Annotated in this window: 27 protein-coding genes; 10 read left to right on the top strand and 17 right to left on the bottom strand. The window is 45.0% G+C overall.

Annotated features, from left to right (window positions below):
• Nucleotides 1-13: 13 nt before the first annotated feature.
• The 8 genes from ATG66_RS09115 to bolA all read right to left on the bottom strand — a co-directional run bounded on the left by ATG66_RS09115 (nt 14) and on the right by bolA (nt 7,823).
• The gene (locus ATG66_RS09115; RefSeq protein WP_098414999.1) at nt 14-1,018 is read right to left on the bottom strand and encodes an FAD:protein FMN transferase; all 1,005 of its coding nucleotides are present in this window, start codon (nt 1,016-1,018) and stop codon (nt 14-16) included.
• A gap of 155 nt (nt 1,019-1,173) precedes the next feature.
• Nucleotides 1,174-2,397, bottom strand: coding sequence for an NADH:ubiquinone reductase (Na(+)-transporting) subunit F (gene nqrF / locus ATG66_RS09110; protein ID WP_098414998.1), 1,224 nt, complete (start codon nt 2,395-2,397; stop codon nt 1,174-1,176).
• 33 nt (nt 2,398-2,430) lie between these two features.
• Nucleotides 2,431-3,027 (bottom strand): NADH:ubiquinone reductase (Na(+)-transporting) subunit E, encoded by a 597-nt coding sequence (gene nqrE, locus ATG66_RS09105; RefSeq protein ID WP_098414997.1) that lies wholly within the window; start codon nt 3,025-3,027, stop codon nt 2,431-2,433.
• A 7-nt stretch (nt 3,028-3,034) separates the two neighbouring features.
• Complete coding sequence (locus tag ATG66_RS09100) at nt 3,035-3,667, bottom strand: NADH:ubiquinone reductase (Na(+)-transporting) subunit D (RefSeq protein ID WP_098414996.1); 633 nt, start codon at nt 3,665-3,667, stop codon at nt 3,035-3,037.
• Nucleotides 3,667-4,452, bottom strand: a complete 786-nt coding sequence (locus ATG66_RS09095; protein ID WP_098414995.1) for a Na(+)-translocating NADH-quinone reductase subunit C — start codon at nt 4,450-4,452, stop codon at nt 3,667-3,669. Before ATG66_RS09095 ends, ATG66_RS09100 begins: the two co-directional genes overlap by 1 nt.
• The gene (locus ATG66_RS09090; protein WP_098414994.1) at nt 4,442-5,683 is read right to left on the bottom strand and encodes an NADH:ubiquinone reductase (Na(+)-transporting) subunit B; all 1,242 of its coding nucleotides are present in this window, start codon (nt 5,681-5,683) and stop codon (nt 4,442-4,444) included. Before ATG66_RS09090 ends, ATG66_RS09095 begins: the two co-directional genes overlap by 11 nt.
• 3 nt (nt 5,684-5,686) lie before the next feature.
• Nucleotides 5,687-7,027, bottom strand: coding sequence for a Na(+)-translocating NADH-quinone reductase subunit A (locus ATG66_RS09085; RefSeq protein WP_098414993.1), 1,341 nt, complete (start codon nt 7,025-7,027; stop codon nt 5,687-5,689).
• 487 nt (nt 7,028-7,514) lie between these two features.
• Nucleotides 7,515-7,823, bottom strand: a complete 309-nt coding sequence (gene bolA, locus ATG66_RS09080) for a transcriptional regulator BolA (RefSeq protein WP_098414992.1) — start codon at nt 7,821-7,823, stop codon at nt 7,515-7,517.
• A gap of 194 nt (nt 7,824-8,017) precedes the next feature.
• On the opposite strand from bolA, the gene ATG66_RS09075 reads away from it, so the two are divergent.
• The 4 genes from ATG66_RS09075 (at nt 8,018) to ATG66_RS09060 (ending at nt 11,750) form a co-directional block, all read left to right on the top strand.
• Nucleotides 8,018-9,172, top strand: a complete 1,155-nt coding sequence (locus ATG66_RS09075; RefSeq protein WP_098414991.1) for a methyltransferase — start codon at nt 8,018-8,020, stop codon at nt 9,170-9,172.
• 34 nt (nt 9,173-9,206) lie between these two features.
• Nucleotides 9,207-9,776: a YajG family lipoprotein gene (locus ATG66_RS09070; RefSeq protein ID WP_098414990.1), complete on the top strand. Its 570-nt coding sequence runs from the start codon at nt 9,207-9,209 to the stop codon at nt 9,774-9,776.
• On the top strand, nt 9,776-10,321 hold the full coding sequence (locus ATG66_RS09065; protein ID WP_098414989.1) for a peptidylprolyl isomerase: 546 nt from the start codon (nt 9,776-9,778) through the stop codon (nt 10,319-10,321). Before ATG66_RS09070 ends, ATG66_RS09065 begins: the two co-directional genes overlap by 1 nt.
• A gap of 76 nt (nt 10,322-10,397) precedes the next feature.
• The gene (locus ATG66_RS09060; protein WP_098414988.1) at nt 10,398-11,750 is read left to right on the top strand and encodes an AmpG family muropeptide MFS transporter; all 1,353 of its coding nucleotides are present in this window, start codon (nt 10,398-10,400) and stop codon (nt 11,748-11,750) included.
• Between the two features lie 75 nt (nt 11,751-11,825).
• Here ATG66_RS09060 and ATG66_RS09055 read toward each other — a convergent pair whose 3' ends face one another.
• The 4 genes from ATG66_RS09055 to ATG66_RS09040 are packed head-to-tail and all read right to left on the bottom strand — an operon-like array spanning nt 11,826 to nt 15,065.
• A complete protein-coding gene (locus tag ATG66_RS09055) occupies nt 11,826-12,485 on the bottom strand; it encodes a ChrR family anti-sigma-E factor (RefSeq protein ID WP_098414987.1) in 660 nt (219 codons plus the stop codon).
• The gene (locus tag ATG66_RS09050) at nt 12,482-13,066 is read right to left on the bottom strand and encodes an RNA polymerase sigma factor (RefSeq protein WP_098414986.1); all 585 of its coding nucleotides are present in this window, start codon (nt 13,064-13,066) and stop codon (nt 12,482-12,484) included. The genes ATG66_RS09055 and ATG66_RS09050 overlap by 4 nt, the downstream gene beginning before the upstream one ends.
• A 44-nt stretch (nt 13,067-13,110) precedes the next feature.
• A complete protein-coding gene (locus tag ATG66_RS09045; protein ID WP_098414985.1) occupies nt 13,111-14,469 on the bottom strand; it encodes a DUF4397 domain-containing protein in 1,359 nt (452 codons plus the stop codon).
• Nucleotides 14,466-15,065 (bottom strand): LON peptidase substrate-binding domain-containing protein, encoded by a 600-nt coding sequence (locus ATG66_RS09040; protein WP_098414984.1) that lies wholly within the window; start codon nt 15,063-15,065, stop codon nt 14,466-14,468. Before ATG66_RS09040 ends, ATG66_RS09045 begins: the two co-directional genes overlap by 4 nt.
• A 323-nt stretch (nt 15,066-15,388) precedes the next feature.
• Between ATG66_RS09040 and ATG66_RS09030 the strand changes: the two genes are divergently transcribed.
• The 4 genes from ATG66_RS09030 to csdA all read left to right on the top strand — a co-directional run bounded on the left by ATG66_RS09030 (nt 15,389) and on the right by csdA (nt 19,010).
• Nucleotides 15,389-16,204, top strand: coding sequence for a nucleoside-specific channel-forming Tsx family protein (locus tag ATG66_RS09030; RefSeq protein ID WP_098414982.1), 816 nt, complete (start codon nt 15,389-15,391; stop codon nt 16,202-16,204).
• Between the two features lie 108 nt (nt 16,205-16,312).
• Nucleotides 16,313-17,203, top strand: a complete 891-nt coding sequence (gene panE / locus ATG66_RS09025) for a 2-dehydropantoate 2-reductase (protein ID WP_098414981.1) — start codon at nt 16,313-16,315, stop codon at nt 17,201-17,203.
• On the top strand, nt 17,200-17,799 hold the full coding sequence (locus ATG66_RS09020) for a DJ-1 family glyoxalase III (RefSeq protein WP_098414980.1): 600 nt from the start codon (nt 17,200-17,202) through the stop codon (nt 17,797-17,799). The genes panE and ATG66_RS09020 overlap by 4 nt, the downstream gene beginning before the upstream one ends.
• Nucleotides 17,799-19,010, top strand: a complete 1,212-nt coding sequence (csdA, locus tag ATG66_RS09015; protein ID WP_098414979.1) for a cysteine desulfurase CsdA — start codon at nt 17,799-17,801, stop codon at nt 19,008-19,010. Before ATG66_RS09020 ends, csdA begins: the two co-directional genes overlap by 1 nt.
• Nucleotides 19,011-19,092: 82 nt before the next feature.
• Here csdA and csdE read toward each other — a convergent pair whose 3' ends face one another.
• The 4 genes from csdE to ATG66_RS08995 all read right to left on the bottom strand — a co-directional run bounded on the left by csdE (nt 19,093) and on the right by ATG66_RS08995 (nt 22,265).
• Entirely contained in the window at nt 19,093-19,521 is a 429-nt protein-coding gene (gene csdE, locus ATG66_RS09010; protein WP_098414978.1) for a cysteine desulfurase sulfur acceptor subunit CsdE, read from the bottom strand.
• 33 nt (nt 19,522-19,554) lie between these two features.
• Nucleotides 19,555-20,364, bottom strand: a complete 810-nt coding sequence (tcdA, locus tag ATG66_RS09005) for a tRNA cyclic N6-threonylcarbamoyladenosine(37) synthase TcdA (RefSeq protein ID WP_098414977.1) — start codon at nt 20,362-20,364, stop codon at nt 19,555-19,557.
• 107 nt (nt 20,365-20,471) lie between these two features.
• The gene (mltA, locus tag ATG66_RS09000; RefSeq protein WP_098414976.1) at nt 20,472-21,572 is read right to left on the bottom strand and encodes a murein transglycosylase A; all 1,101 of its coding nucleotides are present in this window, start codon (nt 21,570-21,572) and stop codon (nt 20,472-20,474) included.
• Nucleotides 21,573-21,809: 237 nt separating this feature from the next.
• Nucleotides 21,810-22,265 carry a DUF2850 domain-containing protein gene (locus ATG66_RS08995; protein WP_098414975.1) on the bottom strand — a complete coding sequence of 152 codons (456 nt, stop codon included), beginning with the start codon at nt 22,263-22,265 and terminating at the stop codon, nt 21,810-21,812.
• 162 nt (nt 22,266-22,427) lie between these two features.
• On the opposite strand from ATG66_RS08995, the gene argA reads away from it, so the two are divergent.
• The gene (argA, locus tag ATG66_RS08990; RefSeq protein ID WP_098415881.1) at nt 22,428-23,765 is read left to right on the top strand and encodes an amino-acid N-acetyltransferase; all 1,338 of its coding nucleotides are present in this window, start codon (nt 22,428-22,430) and stop codon (nt 23,763-23,765) included.
• Between the two features lie 329 nt (nt 23,766-24,094).
• Nucleotides 24,095-24,322: a hypothetical protein gene (locus ATG66_RS08985; protein WP_098414974.1), complete on the top strand. Its 228-nt coding sequence runs from the start codon at nt 24,095-24,097 to the stop codon at nt 24,320-24,322.
• A gap of 160 nt (nt 24,323-24,482) precedes the next feature.
• Here ATG66_RS08985 and recD read toward each other — a convergent pair whose 3' ends face one another.
• The gene (gene recD / locus ATG66_RS08980) at nt 24,483-26,624 is read right to left on the bottom strand and encodes an exodeoxyribonuclease V subunit alpha (protein ID WP_098414973.1); all 2,142 of its coding nucleotides are present in this window, start codon (nt 26,622-26,624) and stop codon (nt 24,483-24,485) included.
• Nucleotide 26,625: the final 1 nt, after the last annotated feature.

The following is a 26,625-nucleotide window of genomic DNA, read 5'->3' as shown; positions in this document are numbered from 1 at the left end:
CTCACTTGTGCTGTTATTTCTTCATGAACGACTTGTATGCTTCCGAAGCCAGCTCTTTAAAACCATTTTCCGTTTTCACTATCATAAAAACAGGAATATTCCTTTCGTTCGCGATTGCCATGCCTTTCTCTTCACCTAGCACCATAAGACCAGTTGCAAGACCATCAGCAGTCATCGACGATTTATCTAATACCGTTACAGACACCACTTTATGATGAATGGGTTTGCCTGTGCGTGGATTAATGATATGAGAGTATCTCACACCATTACTCTCAAAGTAATTACGATAGTCACCACTTGTTGCAATTGCCATATCGCCAGGTTCGATAATCTCCTGCACTGAGCGCTCATCTACTGTCGGCTTTTCAATCGCAATACGCCACGGCACACCTTCGCGGTTAACACCTTTGAGACGCATTTCACCGCCAACTTCTACCATGAAGTTATGAACCCCTTCAGATTGAAGGTAGTCAGCAACCACGTCAACCCCCCAACCTTTCGCAATGGTTGATAAGTCAACATACAAGTTAGGAATATCTTTGGACAATTTATTGCCATCAATAGATAGATGATGAATGCCAGTATTGGCTTTGCGAGTCGCAAGCTCCTCATCGGTAGGAACCACATCAGGACGAGCTTCTGGGCCAAATCCCCACAGGTTAACTAAAGGACCGACTGTCACATCCAATGCTCCTAGAGTAAGACCGTTCAGACGAATCGCTTCCTTCACAACCGTTGCTGTTTGCGAAGAGACAACAAAAGGCTCACTCGTTTGATGTAGGTTGAAACGACTCAACTCAGAGTCATTTCGATACGTCGACATTTGGTCGTTCACTTCTTCCAACAAACGATCAATTTCTGTCTGTATGGCTTTTGGCGTAGGAATGCCATCTTGCTCAATATATTTGATGTTATAAGAAGTCCCCATTGTCGGACCACTTAAATGAATTTGATCTGCTGGTTGTTCACAACCGGCCAAAACCAATAAAGAAGCGAATGCAACAAGCCACTTTTTCACTTGTTTACTCCCAATGTTGTTGAATTGATATGGGGAATGGGAACAATTGCTTCAATCCAATTACCTATATCAACTGTTGAATATTATTTTTACTTCTACAAAAAATAATGGCTAGCTCTTAGAGAGCTAGCCATAGATTCAATCACTTGGAGGGATTAACCACCGAAGTCATCAAGTAGGATGTTTTCATCCTCTACACCTAGATCTTTTAGCATGCCGATAACAGCCGCATTCATCATAGGTGGACCACACATGTAGTATTCACAGTCTTCTGGTGCTTCGTGATCACGTAGGTAGTTCTCGTAAAGAACGTTGTGAATGAAGCCAGTGTAGCCATCCCAGTTATCTTCTGGAAGTGGATCAGACAGTGCACAGTGCCATACGAAGTTATCATTCTCAGCTTGTAGCATATCGAAATCTTCTACGTAGAACATTTCACGCTTAGAACGTGCACCGTACCAGAATGAAATCTTACGCTTCGAGTTCAGACGTTTCAGCTGGTCGAAAATATGAGAACGCATTGGAGCCATACCTGCACCACCACCAACGAAGACCATTTCTGCGTCAGTGTCTTTCGCAAAGAACTCACCAAATGGACCTGAAATAGTACACTTATCGCCTTCTTTTAGTGACCAAATGTACGATGACATGATGCCAGGTGGTACGTCTGGGTTGTTTGGCGGCGGCGTTGCGATACGAACGTTCAGCATGATCATGCCGTGCTCTTCAGGGTAGTTCGCCATTGAATACGCACGAATTGTCTCTTCATCGACTTTAGATTCGTAACGGAATAGGTTGAACTTCTCCCAGTCTCCACGGTATTCCTCTGGAACATCGTAATCTGCGTATTTTACGTGGTGGGCTGGCGCTTCAATCTGGATGTAACCACCAGCACGGAAAGGTACTGATTCGCCATCTGGTATTTGCAGCCTAAGCTCCTTGATGAATGTTGCTTTGTTATCATTTGAGATAACGGTACATTCCCACTTTTTAACGCCGAAGATTTCTTCAGGAAGTTCGATGTCCATGTCAGTTTTCATTGCAACCTGACATGCTAGACGCTCACCTTCACGCGCTTCACCTTTAGTAATGTGGTCAAGCTCGGTTGGTAGAATGTCACCACCGCCTGATTTAACTTTTACGCGACACTGACCACATGAGCCACCGCCACCACAAGCAGAAGATACGAATACACCAGCACCTGCTAGAGCATTCAGTAGCTTGCCACCTGGTTGTGTAACGATCGCCAATTCAGGGTTATCGTTCACAGAAATTGTAATGTCACCTGTTGGTACAAGCTTAGACTTAGCGAAAAGAATCACTAGTACTAGTGCAAGTACGATCAGAGTAAACATCACTACACCAAGAATAATGTCCATTGACTATTCCTTAATTGTTGCGGTTTACCCGACTTACAGTTGAACACCAGAGAAAGACATAAAGCCTAACGCCATAAGACCTACCGTGATAAATGTGATACCAAGACCACGTAGACCAGGAGGAACGTCAGAGTACTTCATCTTCTCACGGATACCTGCAAGAGCAACGATTGCTAACATCCAGCCTACACCAGAGCCGAAACCATAAACGATGGATTCCGTAAAGGTGTAGTCACGTTGTACCATGAAAGATACACCACCAAAGATCGCACAGTTTACTGTGATCAACGGTAGGAAGATGCCCAGCGCGTTGTACAACGGTGGGAAGAAACGGTCTAGAACCATCTCTAGGATTTGTACAAGTGCTGCAATTACACCGATAAAGGTGATGAAGTTTAGGAAGCTAAGGTCTACCCCCTCAACTAACGCGTTCTCTCTCAAAATTAGGTTGTAAACTAGATTGTTCACAGGAACTGCGATAGTCAATACTACGACAACTGCAACACCTAGACCGAAAGAGGTCTTAACCTTCTTAGATACGGCAAGGAAAGTACACATACCTAGGAAGAAAGACAGAGCCATATTTTCGATGAAAATCGATTTAACTAGCAGACTAATGTAATGTTCCATGACGCCCTTACTCCTTCGCTTCTACTTGTTCTGGTTTCAGAATACGGATTACCCAGATTAGGAAGCCGATTAGGAAGAATGCTGATGGCGCTAGTAACATTAGACCATTAGGCTGATACCAACCACCATCGTTCACTAGAGGGAGAACTTCTAGGCCAAATAGCTTGCCTGAGCCAAATAACTCACGGAAGAAACCTACAGTGATAAGAACGAAACCGTAACCAAGGCCGTTGCCGATACCATCGATAAGAGACGGAATTGGCGCAGACTTCATTGCGAATGCTTCAGCACGGCCCATTACGATACAGTTGGTGATAATCAGACCAACGAATACAGATAACTGTTTAGAGATATCGTATAGGTAAGCTTTTAGCACCTGGTCTACCACGATTACTAACGATGCGATGATTGCCATCTGAACGATGATACGCACACTATTAGGAATGTGGTTACGGATCAAAGAAACAGAGAAGTTAGACAATGCAGTTACAAAAATTACTGCTAGTGTCATTACGAAAGCTGTTTCTAGTTTAGTTGTTACTGCAAGAGCAGAACAAACACCAAGCACTTGTAGCGCGATTGGGTTGTTATCCAACACTGGCGCTAGAATGCTCTTTTTAACATTTTGTGCACTAGACATTAGTTAAGTTCTCCGTCACGAACTTTTGCTAGGAAAGGACCAAAGCCCATCTCACCTAACCAGAAGTCAAATGTGTGTTGAACACCATTACTAGTGAGCGTTGCCCCTGACAGACCATCAACACCGTGCTCCGAACCTTGCGGTGCACCGCCTTTTACGACCTTAATCGCTGGCTGGTAGTTGTCGTCGTACAGTTTTTTGCCAACGAACTGGTTACGCCATGAAGGGTTCTCTACTTCACCACCAAGTCCAGGAGTTTCACCCTGCTCGTAATAAGTAATACCAGACACAGTGTTACCATCAGTTTCAACGGCTACAAAGGCATACATCATTGACCATAGTCCTTTACCATGCATAGGCAAGATAATTTTTTGGACTTCGCCTTGGCTTTTGACTAAGTACACCACTGCGGTTTTCGCGCGACGACGAATATCAGCTACGTCTTCTTCTTTTGTCAACGAGATTGAACGTTCTGCATCTTTGGATGCTTCGCGCTGATCAAACTCAGTGGCAGTAGCGCCATTTTCAGCCGTTTCTACAAAGTTACCTGTTTCTAGATCGACAAGTCGAGGTTCGATGTACTCAGCAAATAACTCTGGTACTTTCTTACCATTCGCCTCAATGCTTGCAACTTCAACGATCTTTGATTGCTTATCTAGGACAGCGTTAGCTTTTTGCTTATCACGCAGACCCACAGCTGCTGTTGATACGATGATTGAACAAACAAGGCTCAACCCGATAACAACACCCAGCGTCTTTTTAATGCTGTCGTTATTATTTGCCATAGCGTGCTAGTCTCCGCTTGATGTTCTTCTCAATCACTACATGGTCGAACAGAGGTGCAAATAGGTTCGCAAATAGAATCGCCAGCATCATACCTTCTGGGTACGCTGGGTTAACTACACGAATCAATACACACATTGCGCCGATTAGCGCGCCGTACCACCATTTACCTTTATTAGTAAATGAAGCAGATACAGGATCCGTTGCCATGAAGAACATACCGAATGCAAAACCACCTAAAACTAGGTGCCAGTGCCATGGCATGTTGAACATTGGGTTAGACTCAGAGCCGATGACGTTTAATAACGTCGATACGGCAATCATACCGACCATTACACCAGCAATGATGCGCCATGATGCGATTCGCATGTAAACGATCATCGCAGCACCGATCAGCAGAGCCAGAGTCGAGACTTCACCAATCGAACCTGGGATGTTACCAATGAAAGCATCCATCCAAGTGATAGGAGCGCCAGTTACTGTGTTAACTAGGTCACCGTTACCACCTTTAGCCCATTGACTAAGAGCAGTCGCACCAGAGAAACCATCTGCAGCTGTCCATACAACGTCACCTGAGATCTGAGCTGGGTAAGCGAAGAATAGGAAAGCACGGCCTGCAAGCGCAGGGTTTAGGAAGTTACGACCCGTACCACCAAAAATCTCTTTCGCAACCACAACACCAAAGGTAATACCTAGTGCCGCTTGCCATAGAGGAAGTGTTGGCGGAACAATCAGCGCGAATAAGATAGAAGTCACGAAGAAGCCTTCGTTTACTTCATGCTTGCGCACCATACAGAAAAGTACTTCCCAGAAACCACCAACAATAAAGACCGTTGCGTAGATTGGTAAGAAATAAGTCGCACCTAGGAGCATTTTACTGCCAACGCCTGCATCAGCAGAAATAACTCCGCCGAACATTTCGGTTAACCAGTAATGCCAGTTACCTGCGATAACTGTCGCTAATTGCTCACCAGCGTACATGTGGTTAAGCGCTGCGATAGCTTGGCCACCAGCGTTGTACATACCCCAGAACATTGCTGGGAATACCGCAAACCAAACCATGATCATGATACGTTTTAAGTCAACGCTATCACGAACGTGGGAGCTTTTATTTGTCACTAAACCTGGCGTGTAAAAAAGTGTTGCTGCTGCTTCGTAAAGCGCAAACCACTTTTCATGTTTACCACCTGGTTCAAAATGATGCTCGATATCCTCAAGGAATTTTTTAAGCATGGATTACCCTTCCTTCACAATGGTATCTAGGCATTCACGAAGTAATTCACCGTATTCGTATTTGCCAGGACATACAAAGGTACACAATGCTACATCTTCTTCATCTAGCTCGAGCGCACCCAACGCTTGCGCGCTGTCAGTATCACCTGCGCACAAATCGCGAAGTAACAATGTCGGTTCCATATCTAGAGGCATTACGCGTTCGTAGTTGCCAATTGGAACCATTGAACGATCACTACCATTAGTCGTCGTTGTCATATTGAACAACTGACCTTTGAATACGTGACCAAGGAAAGATTTTGTCACTGAGAATTTGTTCTTACCAGGCACAGCCCAACCGAACAGTTCTTTCTCACGACCTTCTCGTAATACTGATACTTGCTGATGATAACGACCAAGGTAAGCATGTGGACCAGTGGCATGTGTACCCGTTAGTACCGAGCCAGAGATCACACGAACTTCGCCAGGCATTAGCTCATTATCCGTCAACTGGTCAAGACTTGCGCCAAGAACAGTGCGAACTAAACGTGGGTTATTCACGACAGGACCAGCTAAAGACACAACACGATCAGTATGTAGCTCGCCCGTTAGGAATAGCTGACCGAACGCGATAACGTCTTGGTAGTTGATACTCCATGCCACGTTCTCTGCATTTACTGGGTATAGGAAATGCATGTGGGTGCCAGCAAGACCTGCTGGATGAGGGCCATCGAAGACGTGTTCTTCTACGTTAGACTGTGAAGAGCGTGGTAAGCTAGTACCAGATTTACATACGTAAACCTTGCCTTCTGTCAGGGCTGAAAGAATGTCTAGACCAGCAATGAATGCTTCTTGTTGTTCATTGATGATCAACTCAGGCTTCGCTGCGAGTGGATTAGTATCCATTGCAGTAACGAAAATAGCCTTAGTAGCAGACTCGATTGCAGGAACCTTGCTAAACGGACGAGTACGTAAAGCGGTCCAAAGACCAGAGTCAACTAACTGAGTCTTGATCACTTCACGATCTAGACCAGAAAGTTGAGCGGCTTCGAACTTATCAAATGTCACCTGCTCTTCACCTGCCACTTCAATCACTACAGATTGAAGGACACGTTTAGCGCCACGGTTAACTTCGATCACTTTACCGGCTGCTGGTGCAGTAAATTTAACGCCAGGGTTCTTTTTGTCTTCAAAAAGAACTTGCGCTTTTTTCACTTCATCACCAACGCGGACATGCATGGTAGGACGCATGCCAACGTACTCTTCGCCAAGCAAGGCGACTTTTTTGATGGTCTTACCATCATTAATCACCTGGGATGGAGTTCCTGCGATAGGAAGATCCAAGCCCTTCTTTATTGTAATCATACGCACTTGCACTACTTTTATCGGGAAAAAGATTCTTTTGATTGCGTAACTTTTAGACACGACATCAGTGTCCGGTTTTGATGTTTTTAAAACATCAAAATCGCAACATCCTATTAAAAATCTCGTCACGAGGAATACGCGAGATTTATCAGGTGCGGTAGTCTAGCATTTTTTAGGAACTCGATGCCATGGTCAATCATTAGAATAGAGAGGTTATTTAAGTTGAACCGGGTCTAAAAGGTCAAAGAATAGTCATAACTTTGACCGATCGCACAAATGCTATATTCCATAAATATCTTATGGAAAAGCCATATTCACCACCTGAAATACCCTGTCATTTTTTATTCATAAACTGAAATACCATTAACAGTTTTTTAACTCTCTTTTATGCCGTATTTTACTCCCTGTTCATTTCTCTCAAAAGAATGTCAAAACGAAGAAAGGTGGCCTTGGCCACCTTTCTTGTACACTCTTACATTTTTGGCGGTTAGTGTCCCCCACCCATACACATAGGGCTGTCTGGAGCACCACTTTGCTCATGCTTCCATTCTTCATCAGTGTAGGTGTGTATTGCTAATGCATGAATGTGGTGATCCAACTCATTCGCAAGGACTTGATGGACTTGACGATGACGCCCAATTAAACGTTGACCCACAAATGAATCGCTCACGACAATCACTTTAAAGTGACTTTCAGAGCCTGGTGGTACGTTGTGCATGTAGCTCTCATTAACCACTTTGAGATAACTTGGCTGCAGCTCACTATGCAGTTTTTTCTCTATGATTTCTTGGATCATATTCGTTCCTCATCGATTCGAATGTCATAAGTATATACTCAAGTTAGACAGAGGTGCAGCCCTAGCGCACTTATCGTGTTATCAATTCTATCGTCAAAAAGATGATAACAAGAAAATTTGACAGCTTTTTGTATCTCGGCACGCCATCATTTGCGACAATAACGACTAATTTCTGAATCAACTTACACTTAGCTATGAAAACCGAACTGAATCTTCACGACCGAAGCTTGATACTCTATCGTTTCCCAAAGCGCAATAATGAAACTTTACAAGCGTGGGATGCCGGGGATGAGTATCTTATTAATCATGTTGAAGAGCTTGCTTTGCCAGACAATCAAAACATCCTCGTGATTAATGACAGCTTTGGTGCCCTCTCCTGCTGGTTTTCAGAAAAGCACCATGTGACGCTAATGAGTGATTCTTTTATTTCTCATAAAGGCGCGCAATACAACCTAGAACAAAATCAATCGAATCAAGTGGTATTTTTGACCACGATGGATGATGTGCCCGCCAACACAGACCTTGTGTTATTGCAGTTGCCCAAAAGTAACCGCCACCTCGTGTGGATACTTCATCAGCTAAGAAAGTCACTACCAGCCTCCTGCCCTGTTATTGCGGTCAATAAAGCAAAAGAGATCCATACTTCAACACTAAAGTTGTTTGAAAAATACTTGGGCGAGACCAAAACGTCTTTAGCTTGGAAAAAGCATCGATTGGTGTTTTCTCAAGCGAGCGCAGAACCAGTGATAGAAGTCGACCCTTTTATCACTTGGAGCGTTGATGGGGAAAGTATCGAACTCAAAAATTTGCCGAACGTCTACTCAGGAGAAAGTTTGGATTTAGGCGCACGCTTTATGTTGCAGCACCTACCTCAAGACCCATTGATAGATAATGTTATCGATCTCGGTTGCGGTAATGGTGTTCTGTCTGTGAAGTTTGGTCAGCTGAATCCGAATGCTCGATTAACCTGTGTTGATGAAAGCTTTATGGCGCTTGAGTCCGCGAAGCAGAACCTGCTAGATAACCTTGGTGAAAATAGAGACATACAGTGTGTTGCAAACAATTGTTTGGACGGTTTTAAACACAACAGCTGCTCCATGATTATGTGTAACCCACCCTTTCACCAACAGCAGGCCATCACCGATCATATTGCTTGGCAAATGTTCTGTGATGCAAAGCAAGTATTGAGTGAAGGTGGTAAGTTACTGGTCATCGGTAATCGCCATCTTAGCTACGATGCAAAACTAAAACGCTTGTTCGGCGATAACAATGTCAAACTTATCGCTTCCAACAATAAGTTCGTGATTTTACAGGCCACAAAAAAACTTGCTAAATTAGACGTAAAATAAGACGTTAAGCAACATATTTAAAAGGAATAATAAAATGAAAAAATTGGTCCTTGCAGCTTCGGTTGCATTGCTTGCTGCATGTTCAGCACCTCAACAAGCACAGCTGAATTTAATGCCTGAAAGCACGCTAAGCACAAACCCAATTGTTCAAGGCAAATCTTACAGCTTGACCAGCAAAGATGTACGTGCAGCACAATACATTGCATTAGTTGATAACGGTCGTTCGAATATTCTCCCTCTTCATGCTAAGCAGAATTTACGTATTACTTTAGAAGAAGCTTTAGAACAGCAATTCTCTTCTCAAGGTTTCCAGACTGATTTAAACAGTAATAATGCGATTCAACTTAACGTTCAAGAAGCGTTGGTAAACGTGAAGCACTCGGTCATGGAAAACGAGATGGATGCCAAAGTGATTCTTGACATCATCGCAGAAACTCCGCAGGGAAAACTGGTTAAAACCTACACAGGCACTGCAACACGCTCTGGTACATTAAGTGCGTCTGATGCCGATATTGAACAAATACTCAATGATGTGGTGACTTTAACGTTAAAAGAAATTGCGAATGACCCTGAACTTCGTCAATACATGCAGGAGCGATTCTAATGCTACGCAAAGCGATTCTTTCTCTCGCACTATTAAGTTGCAGTGTTTGGGCAGGGCCTAAGGTGGCATTTGAAACAACGTTAGGCTCATTTACTGTTGAATTAAATGAAGACAAAGCCCCGATTACCGTAGCGAACTTCCTTAAGTATGTTGAGGATGGCAGTTATGAAGGCACCGTTTTCCACCGCATAATCCCTGGTTTTATGGCTCAAGGTGGTGGCTTTAACCAAGACATGAAAATGGTGAAAACTTACGCGCCAATTAAAAACGAAGGCAACAACGGTTTAAGTAATAATCGCGCGACTATCTCGATGGCTCGTACCAACGCGCCAGATTCTGCTACTCGTCAATTCTTTATTAATTTGGTCGACAATGACTTTCTTAATTACGACGCCCGCCCACCAGGCTATGCGGTTTTTGGTCAGGTGACAACAGGCTTTGACGTAATCCAAAACATGGCCAAACAACCTACCAGCTCGTTCGGTCGAATGCGCGATGTTCCAGAGACACAAATCGTCATCACTAAAGCAATGCTACTTGACTAACTCCATCTAAAAGCCCTTTGAATGAACGAAGGGCTTTCTCTTTCAACATAATAGCGTCATTGAATTGGATTAATCTATGTCTTCATTACCTTCCATCACTTGGTTGGAAACGGTAAAAAGTTACCTCGATAAGCGTTTGTTGTGGGTCTTCATGCTCGGTTGCTCTAGCGGCTTTCCGTGGGTACTGATTGGCTCAAATATGTCTGGCTGGCTCAAGGATGCAGGTTTAACTCTCTCTGCTATCGGCTATTTTGGTAGTGTATTCGCGGTTTATGCGATTAACTTTCTTTGGGCTCCACTGGTCGACCGCGTAAAGTTGCCTCTGCTCTATCGCTTATTGGGGCAACGACGTAGCTGGATTTTCTTCTGCCAAACCATTGTGTTGATCGCGACGGTTTTTATTGCTGGCGTCGATCCTACGAAGAACTTACTCTTTGCCTCTCTACTCGCCCTTTGCATAGCAACGGCATCCGCAACACAAGATATTGCGATAGACGCCTTTCGTATCGATACTTTCCCAAAATCGGAAGAGTCTAAACTGCCACAAGCCTCTGCTATGGCTGTGATCGGATGGTGGACAGGTTATTCTCTCCCTGGTTACTTAGCTTTTATTAATGCGGATAGCGTTGGTTGGAATGGCGTTTATTACGGCATGGCGGTCATCGTTGGTCTTCTCATGATTTTCACACTTTTAGTGGGTGAGCCAAAAACACAACGAGAACAATTGCAATCTGAAGCCGAGCAACGTCACAAAGAAGTGGTTGGCTCTAAAGTCGTCGCTTGGTTTACAGTAACGGTTGTGGAGCCGTTTCTTGACTTCTTTAATCGTAACGGCGTCCGAGTGGCCATCACACTATTGCTGTTTGTTTTTCTTTTTAAAATTGGCGAAGCGTTTCTAGGCCGCATGTCAATCGCGTTCTACAAAGATATCGGCTTCAGCAATGAACAAATTGGGCACTACTCGAAACTGATTGGCTGGGGCGCAACCATCTTTTTTACCTTCCTCGGAAGTATGTTCAACGTCAGATTTGGTATTGTGCGTGGGCTAATGGTTGGCGGTATTGCCATGTCTGCCAGTAACTTGATGTTTGCTTGGATTGCATCTGTAGGTCCCAATGAGCATTTGTATTTGGCGACAATCATCGTTGACAATTTTACCACGGCTTTTTCTACCGTCGCTTTTGTTTCTTTCTTGACGATCCTAACCGGCCAAGCGTTTTCCGCAACGCAATATGCCTTGCTCGCCTCGTTAGGGAACTTCGGTCGAACAACCCTTGCCTCATTTAGTGGCGAGTTGGTTGATTATCTCAATGACTGGAGCACGTTCTTCGTGCTGACTGCTGTGATGGTCATACCGAGCTTAATTATGTTGTATTCGCTACGCCATTACTTCGATGATTTACTGGAAAAGGCACGTTATAAACACTAACAGAACACCGCCAGTAAAATGAAAAAACCACCGACGTTCGGTGGTTTTTCTTGAATCAAAATAAGGTTAGTACGTTTATGGATAAAGCCCTTTACCAAACATATTAAATATGCGCGCGACGCCTTGGGTAAAAATCATTGGCTCCGTCAGTACCGTTAAACACAAGCAATCTTCACCAACTTTAGTATATGGGCTGTGTTTTACGGAGGCATCTCGAATCATCAAATCCCCTTCTTCGTACTGACCATCTTCATCACTAAAGCCGCCATGCAAAATTAATGTTGACTCCAATCCTTTATGAGTATGCTGAGGAATTTGCATCTCTTCCCCTATGTACATCAAACTCACTCGCGCCTCTTCGCCTAAGTCAATTTGAGCACTAAATACCTTACCACCGTAGCTTCTCCACGAGCCTACTAGATCAGAAAAGCGCACTAACGTTTTAGGAAGATCAAAGCTTTTACCCGCTACATTGACCTGGGCTGACTCTTGAATCTCAATATGGTCAGTAATAGGCTCAGCGTTAATGATGTTATGAAACATATCATCAAATTCAGGCACATAATCTGAAGGGATATCGTTCACCAGATTTGCCTGACTCGCTTCAACTTGGTTAACATAAGCGCGGCAATTTGCGCACGTTTCTAAATGGGTTGCGACCACAAGACCAGAAACTGCATCAATGCTGCCCGAAGCGTATGCTTCTAACAAGTTGTTATCTGGGTGTTTGTTCATAGTTGCTCCGTATGCATTGAATGCCTCAGCTTTTCTACAGCAAGCCTTAGCCGGGATTTCACGGTACCGAGTGGTATATCAAACAGTTCTGCCACTTGCTGGTGCGGCAACTCTTGAAGATAGACCGCTTTTAGAACATCTCTTTGATTTTTCGGTAATATATCTAAAAATTTAACCACCTGCTCTTTCAGCATATCTTGCTCTGGGGAGTAGTGGTCAACCAAATCAGGCGGATAATACTCTGAAGGCCAAATGTCATCAGAATGAATGTGCAGTTCTTTACCCTTTTGTTTTCTCAACATGTCAAAACACAGGTTACGTATTATGGTGTATATCCAAGTTGATAACGCACTCTTTTCACCATCATAAAGGTGGGCTTTCTGCCAAACCGTTGCCATCGTTTCTTGTACCATTTCCATCGCAACTTGTTCATTGCCAACATGCTTATAGGCGAACTGCTTCAGTTTGGGGGCATAAAAACGGAACACAAAAGCGAACGCATCCTGATCACGAGCCTTCACTTTGGTCATGCAATCATTCCAATCACTGCGTCCCAACTTTTTTGGACTATCACTCATCATAATCGGCCTTAATTAAAGGGAGGAGAACTATCCTCCCATTCGTCCTAATCGGTGATGTCATCAACCAACAGGTTGAAGCCACCGTTATTACTATCATCGATAGCAACTACTTGATATACAACACCGTCCGATAATGTGACTGGTGCCGAATCAACAGCAACCGTACTTGGATCGCCAGCCACTGTCACGGTTACATAATAGGTGCCTGCAGCAACGTATATTCCTTGTAAGCTCTCTTTGTACGCAAAGTTAGTAAAGGTTGGATCACTGCCGTCAATACCAGTGCTTGTTGTAAGGTAAATATCGACCATGCTTGCTATCGGATTAGCTGCTGCGTGTGTCACGTTTAGTGTTGCACTAGTGGCGACTGCTCGTCTCATATCTTCGACAACTAACGCTTCAATATCAATCGCAGGGTTTACAACGCCCACCGCATAAACACTATAGTCCATACCGCCGGATACCATTAAGCCATCTACATCGATAATTGGGTCAGTCGTCGTGCCGTCAACAAATACGTCTATATCGTACGCACCTGGTTCAAGATCTAGATAACCTCGAACGTCTTTGAATGCTAAGTCAGCTAGCGGTGCAAATGGTGCTCCATCAACATTAATATCAACCACAGGAGCACCATCAACAAGGTGTCCTACTCGCGCTTCCGCTTGGCTCCCTTTATCTTCGATTATAGAAGAGTCCGAGCCATCCAGAACCAATAACTTAACTGGCGAAGTACTGGTAGAATCTGCCGTATTGATCGCCGCTATCGTCAAGTCTGCATTTGCTGGTAGTGGTACGGTGCCAGAATCAAAGGCGACGGTGTTACCAACGGCGAGTCGAACCTGATAATCTCCCGCAGGCAGATTGAGCACCCCTGTTGATGCTTTGTATGCAAGATTGGCAACTGGCGTTGAACTTGCTAAGTCAATACCAGGCTTGGTGACATAAAGATCAACGGCTGGAACGCCTGACGCCGCATGAACCACCTGAACATCGAAACTATTCGCATCTGCCATTGAATCTTCATTTCGCGTCACTACAAGTGGTTCCACTGGGTTTGGAGTGCCATCTGCATCGCCGACAACGAACACGCTGTAGTAGAGGTCAGAGTCGAGGTCCAACTCCGTATTAGGTATCACAGTTACCGTTTCACTCCCCGGTAGCTGAACATCAACCCGTATCGAGTTCATCCCTTCACGCAACTGTAAATAGCCAGACCCCACACCATAGTCTACATCAGTCAATGATGGTTGATTGTTAATCCACACATTTGCAAGCGGCGCATCAGCAGACGCATGCACTGCTTGCAAATTGGAATATTCGATAGAGTCACTGTCAGAGCCACACGCTGCCAATCCTAACGCTGCTACCACTGTTAATGCAGCTTTGCTAAATCCTTTCATATCCTTGCCTCTTTGTTGTTGGTCGGGGCTTCTATGGCTTCCGAGAGAAATTGCAAAGCGGGCAGACAATCTTCTGCCCCCACTAGCTTTTCAAACAGATGACAATCCAATGGCAATAACTCAATCCAACGTTGAGTAACCCATGCCAGATCATCGTAAAATCGGTGTTGGTAGAGATTCCCAAGCTGTGGAAACTCTTCGTAAACATGCGCTAGCTGCTGACTTAGAAAAATAAAGTCAGGAGAGTTAACTGGCTGTTGCCAATTTTCTAACCATTCAACTTCAGCATGGCGTAACCCGTCCGAGTCAGCACGCACACGTTTGACGATAAACCGTTTTTCACCCGTTACGGTGATACCAAGAAGCCCATCACTGAGTAATTCAAAATCAACGATTCTGACCAAAGTTCCGATAGATGAAACATTTCCCACGTCTTTTGGATCACCCTCACCGCCAACAAGACAAACACCAAAACCAAGATTTTGCAGGCTACATTCCTTAACCATACGTTTGTATCTTGGTTCAAAAACTCGCAAATTCATTTTGCCTTCAGGAAGTACAACTGAAGTGAGTGGGAATAGCATGACTTCTTTCATTCAAACGTCCTCTTTGATTCACCGATACATACGACTCCCTTATTATTCCGATCACTAACGATTTATGTTGGTTAATCGACTGGCTTAAAAAGTCACAAAATCGCCCAACAAACAGACGCGAATCACAAACTCACTGCAAACCAATGCAACGCTCAAAAAGTTCCGTAAATAAAGATAATTCCGTGACAAACCTCACCAAAAACGTTCAATTTTGCACCCTTTATCACTTTCATTTGCGATTTTTATCGCTATTATTCCAGCCAATTGGAAAGCGCAGCACAGATTGCGTGTTCTGAATCATAACAAACATAGAGAGTCCCCTTATGCGTAAATCACTATTAGCTCTTGGCCTTTTAGCGGCTACTTCAGCGCCAGTTATGGCGGCAGATTACTCTGACGGCGATATCCACAAAAACGATTACAAGTGGATGCAATTCAACCTAATGGGTGCAATAAATGAAAAAGGCCCGTACGAGTCGACTCACGATTATCTAGAAATGGAATTCGGCGGTCGCTCTGGCATCTTCGATCTCTACGGTTACGTTGACGTATTCAATCTAACTTCCGACAGCAACAGTGATAAAGCTGATAAAGATGGCAAAATCTTTATGAAGTTCGCGCCTCGTGTTTCTCTAGATGCGGTAACTGGTAAAGACCTATCTTTCGGGCCTGTTCAAGAACTATATCTATCAACCCTTTTCGAATGGGACGGTAATAACGGTGGTGTTAACACGCAAAAAGTGGGTCTAGGCTCTGACGTAATGGTACCTTGGTTCGGTAAAATGGGCCTAAACCTATACGGAACATACGACTCAGGTGTTAAAGACTGGAACGGCTTCCAAATCTCGACTAACTGGTTCAAACCTTTCTACTTCTTTGAGAACGGTTCATTCATCTCTTATCAAGGTTACATCGATTATCAATTTGGTATGAAAGACGAGTACTCTCAAGTTAGTAACGGCGGCGCAATGTTTAACGGTATTTACTGGCATTCTGACCGTTTTGCAATCGGTTATGGCCTAAAACTATACCATGACGTATACGGTTTCGAAGACGGCACTGGCCTTCCATGGGATCCTTCGACAAAATCTAAGTCATCAGGCCCTGGTCACTACGTTGCTGTCACTTACAAGTTCTAATAGAACCGATAAGTTCCCTCAAAAATGGCGCCTTTTGGCGCCATTTTTATTTGCTTTCCTTTTTTCCCTCATTATCCTTGCAGCAAACCTTTTTAATGAGAGCGTTTGGTGAACATTCTTATTCTCGGCCCCGGAGCAATCGGCTCACTCTGGGCGACAAAACTCCAACGTGCTGGGCACAATGTTTCCTTGTGGGGAAGACGTTCAGAGAGCCAACAAACGCTTCAACTGGATGACTCGCCTGCAACGACCTTTTGTAATCAAGCTATCTCTGCGGTAAACCATGCAGATCTCATCTTGGTCACCGTCAAAGCTTGGCAAGTGGAGGAGGCTATTCGACCTCTCATGTCACATATCAACCCAGACACGGTTATCATGCTGATGCACAACGGCATGGGTACGACTGCCACGGTGAATAGCCTGTTTCCAGAGAACCCGATTGTGATAGCCACTACCACACACGGCGCATACAAGCCAAGTCGCGAACAAGTGCGACATACTGGCCTCGGACACACACAAATAGGTGGCTTCAATGCCAAAGGTACGCAGTGTGTTTTTCTGCAAGACGTCATGGATCACGCATTGCCAGAAGTCTCTTGGAGTCCCAACATTCATACTGCGTTATGGACAAAACTCGCCATCAATTGTGCTATCAACCCACTTACCGCCATTCATCAGTGTAACAATGGCGCTCTTGCGGCTTCAGCGTTTAAAGTTTCTCTTGAAAATATCACTAAAGAATTGGTTAAGGTGATGAACAAAGAAGGCATTGCCATCGAGTTTTGCTCTCTTTTCGATATGATTATGCAAGTGGTAAAGGCGACGGCCGAGAACTACTCTTCAATGAAACAAGATGTATTTCACCAACGCCGAACGGAAATCGACTTTATTACGGGTTACTTACTCCAAGCTGCAAAAAAACATCACATCGAAGTGCCTGAAAATATGAAACTTTACCAAAAAATCAAACAGATAGAGCAAAGCTGGACACAACAATGAATCAAAAAATCTTAGTACCTATCGCGCCAGGAACCGAAGAAATGGAAGCCGTGACCATTATCGATATGATGGTTCGTGCAGGATACGACGTCACGGTAGCGAGTGCTGCTTTTGATGGTGCATTGACGATGAAAGCCTCTCGCGGCGTAACGTTAACCGCGGATTGTAAGCTGGTAGATATCGCCGATAGTGAGTTCGACGTTATTACTCTGCCAGGCGGCGTAGGCGGAGCAGAGGTTTTTCGCGATAGCACAGTAATGATAGAAATCCTTAAACAACATATTTACGAGGGCAAACTGGTTGCGGCTATCTGTGCCGCCCCTGCATTGGTGTTGCAACATCATGATCTTTTTCCGCAAGCCCTAATGACCTGTCACCCTAGCTTTCAGTCTCATATCCCAGAAGAGAAATGGCGTAGTAAACGCGTGACTTTTGATATCAACCATAACCTGATCACCAGTCAGGGACCTGGAACCGCATTAGAGTTTGCGATGGAAGTGATCATTCAACTTTCAGGTAAACAGCATGCATGGTCGGTGGCTGAGCCTATGATCCCGCTTCCGACTCTGCACTATCACAAGCTTGGTGAAGAATAATGTTTGACGTAAACGCTGTACGCAAGCAGTTTCCCGTTTTTAATCAAGCTATTAATGATTCATCGCTGGTGTATCTTGATAGTGCGGCGACAACGCAAAAGCCGCAATGTGTTATTGATGTCATTAGTCACTATTACAGTGCTCAAAATGCCAATGTTCATCGTGGTAGCCATCGCTTAACGGCCAATGCCACCAGCCAGTTTGAGGCGGCGCGAGAAGTGGTTGCCGATTTTATCGGTGCGGCAAGCAGTAAAGAAGTTATCTGGACGCGAGGGGCGACAGAAGCCCTTAACCTGATCGCTCAAACCTATGCTCGTTGTACGTTAAAATCGGGTGATGAAATCTTGATCAGCGAAATGGAACATCACGCGAATATCGTTCCATGGCAAATTGTGGCAGAGCAAACGGGCGCTAAAATCATTAAGGTGCCTATGACTCCAGACTGTCAGTTTGATATGCAAGCCTTTACTACCCTGCTTTCTGAACGGTGTAAGATCGTCGCTTGCGCGCAAATCACCAACGTGACCGGTTCTCGTCAACCGATAGAGAAAATTACGTCTTTAGCACACGATGTAGGCGCAGTCGTGGTTGTCGACGGCGCGCAAGGTGTTGTTCATGAACCACTGAACCTTGCCGATCTCGACATCGACTTTTACGTGTTCTCTGGTCACAAACTTTATGCTCCGACAGGCATTGGCGTGCTGTATGGCAAGCTTGAATTGCTAGAAGCGATGCCACCTTGGCACGGCGGCGGTAAAATGGTGGAAAAAGTGTCGTTTGAAAAAACAACCTTTTCTGCGCTGCCAGGAAAGTTCGAAGCTGGTACACCAAACGTCGCAGGTGCCATCGCACTAGCAAAAGCCATTGAATGGTATCAAGAGTTTAACCATCAACAAGTGGAAAGCCACCTTCATGCACTTCAAGATAAAACCTACCAAGCGCTAAATCGAATGGAGGATATCCATATTCTAGGGTATCAGCCAAATGCATCAGGACTGACTTTCGTCATGGACGGCGTTCACCATCAAGATATAGCCACACTTCTGGATCAACAAGGCATCGCCGTTCGCGCAGGGCATCATTGTGCTCACCCGCTAATGGACGCACTGAATGTCAAAGGGACGGTCCGTGTTTCATTTGGTATTTACAACACGTTAGAAGATGTTGATAAGCTTATTACTGCCGTCGAGAAAGCCGTCGATATGCTGTAAACTCACTGTCTATCGATGTAAAAAAGGGTTGAAGCCATTTGGTTTCAACCCTTTTATCTCTTCTTGTCTGTATGTTAAGCCGTTATTGGGCTTGCGCTTTGATTTGCTCAACAATCGCTTTTAAACCATTGCCACGAGATGGACTCAAATGAGCAATTAATCCCAGTTGTTCGAAGTAAGCATCAATATCAAAAGCTTGAATTTGCTCAGCACTTTTATCGTCGTAAGCCGCCATCACTAACGCAATCAAGCCACGGACAATACGTGCATCAGAGTCAGCACAGAAAGACCAAACACCATCTTGCTCTTGGCTTACCAACCATACCATGCTTTCGCAACCGGACACCGTCACTTGCTCTGATTTAAGTCCTTCCGGCATTTTGGGCAGTTTTTTACCCCATTGAATGACCTGACGGTAGCGATCTTCCCAACCTTTAAACTGCTGCATAGTGGTGACAATATCATCGCTCGTGATGTCACGGCCAAATGGAGACACTGGAAAATCAGTCATGATGTACTCTTCTCTCTGATACTTTGGGGCTAGTTATATTTTGTACTTTTGAATCAGCTTTTCAACGATGCGCGATACCGCCACAAAACCGAACGTGGCAGTCACGACCGTTGCCGCACCAAAACCACTGGCACAATCCATTCGCTTTGGGCCTTCCGCGGTCGATTTGATCCCACATACCGAGCCATCCGCTTGCGGATACTTCAGTTGCTCCGTTGAGAACACACAATCAATACCGAACTTACGTGCAGGATTTTTAGGGAAATTATGATGGCGTCGCAAGGTATCTTTGATCTTCTTCGCCAGTGGGTCTTGAATCGTCTTCGTCAAATCAGCCACCATAATCTGCGTCGGATCAGTTTGACCACCAGCGCCACCCGTTGTGATCACTTTGATCTTATTGCTACGGCAGTAAGCCAGTAAAGAAGCTTTTGCTTTCACACTGTCGATCGCATCCAACACGTAGTCGAACGCTTTACTTAAGTACTCATGTTGGTTATCTGGCGTGATGAAATCGTCTATCAGATTGACTTTACATTCTGGATTGATCAGCTTCACGCGTTCGGCCATCACTTCAATCTTGCTTTGACCCACGGTGCCAGACATAGCATGAATTTGACGGTTGATATTGGTTACACACACGTCGTCCATGTCGATCAGCGTTAGCTCACCAATACCAGTACGTGCTAGTGCTTCAACTGCCCATGAACCCACGCCACCAATACCAATCACACAAATGTGGGCTGCGCGAAGGATCTCTACTTCACTGTTACCATAAAGACGGCGTGTGCCGCCAAAACGTTGATTGTAGCTGTCAGAGGCCGGAGTATCGAGTTCACGCATATTGAAGTCCAGATGAGCGATAGAAAAACAAAGAGTGCGTTTTATACGCACTCTTTTGAGAAATGTCTAGATGAGCAAGAGGGAGCCCTCTTTACATCAAACGGCTATTATAACTTTTCTGGCGATAAAGCCCAAGGCGCTTGAGTGGGCGTATTTTCTAACCCTAACTTCCACACTCGACCAAAATGCTTGTAGTGCCCCGCTTCTGTTCCTGCTCTCGCACCAATACCATGATAAAGATCCAAATGATTCTGTTTTACCGCACCGCCGGTATCGAGAACGATTAAAATTCGAAGTTGATGCGCGCCGCTCCAAGTTCCATCAGCATTCAATAAGGGCACTTCTGCTAGAATCGGCGTCCCCATAGGAAAGATTGAACGGTCACCCGCCACCGATGCCATCGGCAGCAAGGGAATCCCCGCCGACCCCGTGACTGGCGCTTCTGCTTTCGGCGCAAAGAACACATACGATGGATTTTGCTCTAACAACTCACGGACCGTTGCTTCATCATTTGCCAACACCCACTCTTTGATAGCCTTGAGTGACATTTTTTCACGCGGCACTTCACCACGTTCAATCAAAATTCGGCCAATACTGACGTAAGCTTTATTGTTCTTTCCCGCGTACGCAAAGTATTCCAACGTGTCGTCATCCTCAAAGTGCACGTAGCCACTGCCCTGCACTTCCATCATAAATGGATCGATACGATTCGGCGCATAACCTAATACCAGCCCTTTTCCTTCTAGCTCGCCATTATAGATCTCAGCACGTGTTGGACAATCAGATGTACAATTTGGCTTGCCGTAAACGGGGTATTTAAATACGTCATTGGGTTGATGACGCAATTCCATTACCGGAGAATAGTAACCCGTAAATAAGACATTTCCTTTTTTATCGCCGCCGCCTAACTGCGCCGCTTGAATACCATACGCACTCAAGGCGTTGGTTTCGCCGCTTTGTTGCGCCCATTCACTCAATCGTTGGTATAGCGGTAGATACATCAGCGCCATCGACGGTGAGTTAATCACCACCTGCTCGGCTTGCTTATTAAATTCAGTAAAATCGCGTGGTTTGTTGGACTCAACGACCTCCACTTTGTTCAAGACCTGAGAGAACTCATCATCAAGGTATTGCTGAGCGCGATCATTTTGCTGAGCACAACCAAAAAGTAGGCTCAAAGTAACGATTGGAAGGAGTTTTTTTAACACGTGACTTTTCCGTAATAGAAGGTAGCAAAAGGATGACAAACAAAAGCCAATGACGCAATTGAAAAGCGACGACAAAATGTTTCAACACTAAGCCTCTCCATTTACCTGTTGTCACTTCATCCATTTAGAGATGCGCACATGATATCAGTAGAGGAATGACAGAATTGTCCAGACAATGTCTGAAAATGATGTTGCTACTTTCAAAAGGAGAGTCTTTACACCTTCACGTGAAAACCGCTAGCGCACCACCAAATCAGCGTGTTCTTCTAAGCGAAATACCGGAAGATAATGCGCATTGGCATCCAACTTCATTTCGGCTGGTTGTTTACTGACAAAATCAAAGTGGCGCTCGTTCGAGCCAACTTTATATGAAAAAGTATCACCATCAAAATCAAAGCTGGTGGCAAGCGTTGAACCATTGACAGTAACACCACGCTCACTCAGCACAAACTCTTCACGCGCATAGGGGGCCACATCTTGTTCGACCCAACGACCGTAAATCGTCGATTTTTGAATCGGGGGGTTAATATATCGCGTGATTAAATCACCATATAGCATACACACAATAACGGTTCCAACGACGGCTAAAAGGATCAGAGAACCTTCTAGGCATTGACGAAACATTGATTTCTTCGGTGGTTTTGACAGATTTGAAGCAGTGATCGCAGCATTCTTATTGACAGCTGAAGGCATGAAGTTCACGAGTTTAGAAAAGACTCCGGCATTGTAACTTTCCGCTATAACAGGACCAAGAACCCTACTCCATATGTTTGTGCTTTGTTCCAAAATTTCACCTTGCCACAAACTGAATAAAAAGGCATTATTTTAACATAACTAAACAAGGGAATGGCAGTAGTGAAAATTCGTAGTACCGCTCTCGTAAAAGGATTCCGTCAATCAACACCCTATGTTAATGCACACCGTGGCAAAATCATGGTGATCATGCTCGGGGGAGAAGCGGTTGCACACAAAAACTTTGGCAACATCATTAATGATATCGCTCTAATGCACAGCCTTGGCATTAAAGTCGTTGTGGTATATGGCGCGCGCCCTCAAATTAATCAATTACTAGAACAACAAGATTTGACGACGCCATACCACAAAAACATTCGTATCACCGATGAGTCCGCTTTATCCGTTGTTATGCAGGCCGCTGGACAACTACAACTGACGATCACAGCTCGCCTTTCTATGAGTCTCAACAATACTCCAATGGCGGGGACCCAACTAAACGTCGTCAGCGGAAACTATATTATTGCTCAACCACTAGGGATTGATGAGGGGATCGATTATTGCCACAGCGGACGCATTCGCCGAATTGATACCGACGCTATAAACCGAACACTGGATCAAGGCTCTATTACTCTTTTAGGTCCAATCGCAAGCTCGGTCACTGGTGAATGCTTTAATCTCTTGTCGGAAGAGGTTGCGACACAACTTGCGATAAAACTCGGTGCAGATAAGTTGATTGGTTTCTGCTCTGAACAAGGTGTGATCGATAACAATGGCAATGCGGTCGCAGAATTACTTCCGACGGAAGCTGAACATGTCATCAAAACCCTCTCAGAAAACACCTCGCCTAACTCAGATTACAATACCAGTACTTTGCGCTTTCTTAAGGGATCCATCGCGGCTTGTCGTGCAGGCGTCCCTCGCGGCCATTTGATCAGCTATAAAGTCGATGGTGCATTAATTCAGGAGCTGTTCTCTTTCGATGGAATTGGCACCCAAGTGGTGATGGCCAGTGCGGAGCAAGTTCGCCAAGCGAATATCGACGATATCGGTGGTATCTTAGATCTTATTCGTCCGCTCGAAGAGCAAGGCGTACTCGTCAGACGCTCCAGAGAACAATTGGAGCAAGAGATTGGAAAGTTCACCATCATCGAGAAAGACGGTTTGATTATCGGGTGCGCAGCGCTATACCCATACCTCGAAGAACGTAAGGCAGAAATGGCGTGCGTGGCTATCCACCCTGACTACCGAGACGGTAACCGCGGCTTGCTATTGCTGAACTACATGAAGCACCGCTCTAAATCCGAAGGGATTGACCACGTTTTTGTCCTCACGACTCACAGCTTACATTGGTTTCGAGAACAAGGTTTTTACGAAGTCAGTGTGGATTATTTGCCCGGCGCTAAACAGGGCTTATACAATTTCCAACGCAAATCGAAAATCTTAGCACTCGATTTATAGAACGCGATTAGACATGCTTGCGCGCTCTGACAAGCTGTATTGTGCGGTTATAATATAATCCACTGTAATTGTTCACCTAAAATACAGTCACATAAAATATGCAAAGCATTACATTAAATTTGGTTTAAAACTAGGCTTTTCAATACTCACATGGTTGGCTATACTCCGCGCGCTAGTGATTGGTTTTCAACCAATCCAAATGGATCTAGGTGATGGTATATACCCCCTTCACCCTAAAATGCCGGACAATTAAAAAACTAGTTAGCCCGGTATTGCACACCAAGGACAGTTGTTAATCTGACTTTTAATAAGCCGAGACCAGCACTGTTATGAAAACCGTCATTTGTAATTCGCTTCAAAGCTTCTGGGATATGGCTGACAATCAGTTTTTAGAAGGGCTAGACGTTCACTGCGTATTTCCGGTGAATGATGCAATTCGTGACTTTATCCTCGCTTACCAACAGCAGTATAAAATTCGCAGCGTGTCGTTTACCAACGCGTTTTCCAAGCACGAAAATACCAGCCGTAGTCACCAACAGGTCGTTCTAGCGGGTTAAAATACTCGATAACGGTGTTACAATTTTTGATTTTAGAATAACCACTTATCGAAAAAAACGCCTAGTTATTCCGTACTTTCCCTCCGTTTATCCTGATCATTGACTTGTGACTATCATTGGCACAAAAAAAGACCGAGCCTATCGCTCGGTCTTTTCGTTTTTAGTTCGCGAGTCGCTGCACCAGACCACTAGCACGCGTTGTTTGGACCTTAATCCCTCGCTTCAACACATTCAATTCAGCGTAGAGGGCTAAGCGTTTCTTCGCTCGGGTGATCCCCGTGTATATTAGTTCACGAGTTAATATCGGGCTAAAGTCTGGTGGCAGAATCATCAAAGTGTAGTCAAACTCACTGCCTTGTGATTTATGAATCGTCATCGTATAAGCCGTTTCATGCTCTGGCACTCGGCTTGGCAATATCGATTTCACACTACCGTCTGGTAACTCGAAAAAGACTTTTAAGCGTGGCTCTTCTTCACTGTCGTCACGCATGCAAATACCAATATCACCGTTATACAACCCCAAACCATGATCATTGCGCATCACCATGACGGGCCTGCCGTGATACCAAAGCTCATCTTGCACCTGAATCAACTTGCGCGCTGAGAGTGCTTTCTCAATACGCTGGTTTAACCCCGCCACACCAAAATCGCCTTCACGGATCGCACACAGCAATCGGCATTGGTTAAATGTGTCTAACACCGCTTTCGCTTTTCGGCTTAAAGACTCGGGCTCTCCTGTGTTTGGGTCAAGTTCGTGCAGCCCAAGGCGCTTGAGATAGCGACCGTACTCCTGTACTAACGTCTGAATCATTTGGTTATAGTGTTGGCTACTCAGGACAAAGTGCTCAATATCTGAAAAATCACGCGCCCAGACACTATCAAGATGAGCAGCGGATCCAGAGTTAACGGCTTTTGCCAGCTGGCCAACCCCCGAGCGAGCATCGAATCGGTAGCTCTTTTGCAGCATACACAAGCTATCTGCGATGCTGGAAGTACTGTTCGTACTGTGCGCTAAGGTGTCAAAACCGGTCAGCCTCGCCACAGCCGAAGCTTGCTCTTTGCCGTAACCCAAAGCATAAAAAGAACAGATATCCCCTAAAACGGCTCCGGCTTCAACCGAGGCAAGCTGATCTTTATCGCCAAGGAGGATCAGACGTGCATGTTTAGGCAAGGCATCCACCACTTTGTATATCATGGGCAAGTCGACCATTGAAGCTTCATCAATCACTAAGATATCCAAATGCAGTGGGTTGTGTTTGTTATGACGAAACTCAGCACTATTCGGTATCGCGCCCAATAAGCGATGTAATGTGCTCGATTCGGTCGGAATGTTTGCTTTTAAATCCGGCGAAACCGGTAGCTCTTGCACCGCTTTGCCTATCGACTCGGTTAATCGCGCCGCCGCTTTCCCCGTCGGGGCCACCAATTTGATGGTGAGATTTTTCTCTTGCGTCGCCTGTTCAATCAAAGCGGCAAGCAATTTGGTTACCGTGGTCGTTTTTCCCGTTCCCGGTCCACCAGAAATCACAGCAAACCGACGGGTTAGCGCGACCGCCGCCGCGACTTTTTGCCAGTTTACACAAGCAGAAAGTGGCACAAGTTTATCCAGTGATTGTAGTTCCTGAACCTTGTTAGCCTGACGTAAAACAGTGTCAATCGCTGACCAGTCCAACGCATCGCTTGCGACCACATCAAGATGGTCACACACCAGTTGCTGACGCAAGACTTGGTTGCTGTTCCCGACTTCATTCGCTTTGGCGATTGCGTTAAAAAGAAAATGATATTGACGCGCAAACAAATGGTTAAGCAATTCAGACAAACGCGCAAACTCTTGCGGCTGCAAATTCACCGCCGCGCCCAATTGATTGAGCTTCTCCGCTAATGTCACTTCATAGTGCCAATAGCGATGCAAGTATAAACGTTGACCATCAAACATTAATGGTAAGGCCTCACCTTGCGCGCCGACCAAGGTGGCGTTTTGTAAGAGTTGAATCCAGTCAACACTTTGCAGCTGAGTGTTGAGCGCTAATGCGGATTCACCGAACAACCCCAACTTACTGGCAACGTCGGTAGGCTGACCTTGCGCATCAAACAGAGCCAAACAGATATGACCTTTGCCAAGCTCGCTACTGACAACACCCGCGATAAATGCCAGTGCCTGACCCTCAGCTTGCTGCTTGCACTGAGCATAAATAAAACGTGCGAATTGATAATCGAGCTGACGAATCGCTCCTTTGTGTGCTAAACGCTCTAATATCGTCATCAGACTGTCTTGGTCAGATTGAAGATTATGATTTGTCATT

Origin of the sequence: Vibrio sp. ES.051 (assembly GCF_002563795.1) — a bacterium.
In the GTDB taxonomy this organism is placed as follows: Bacteria; Pseudomonadota; Gammaproteobacteria; order Enterobacterales; family Vibrionaceae; genus Vibrio.
Note: the sequence above shows the minus strand (reverse complement) of the source record. Positions and strands in the feature narration are given on the sequence as shown.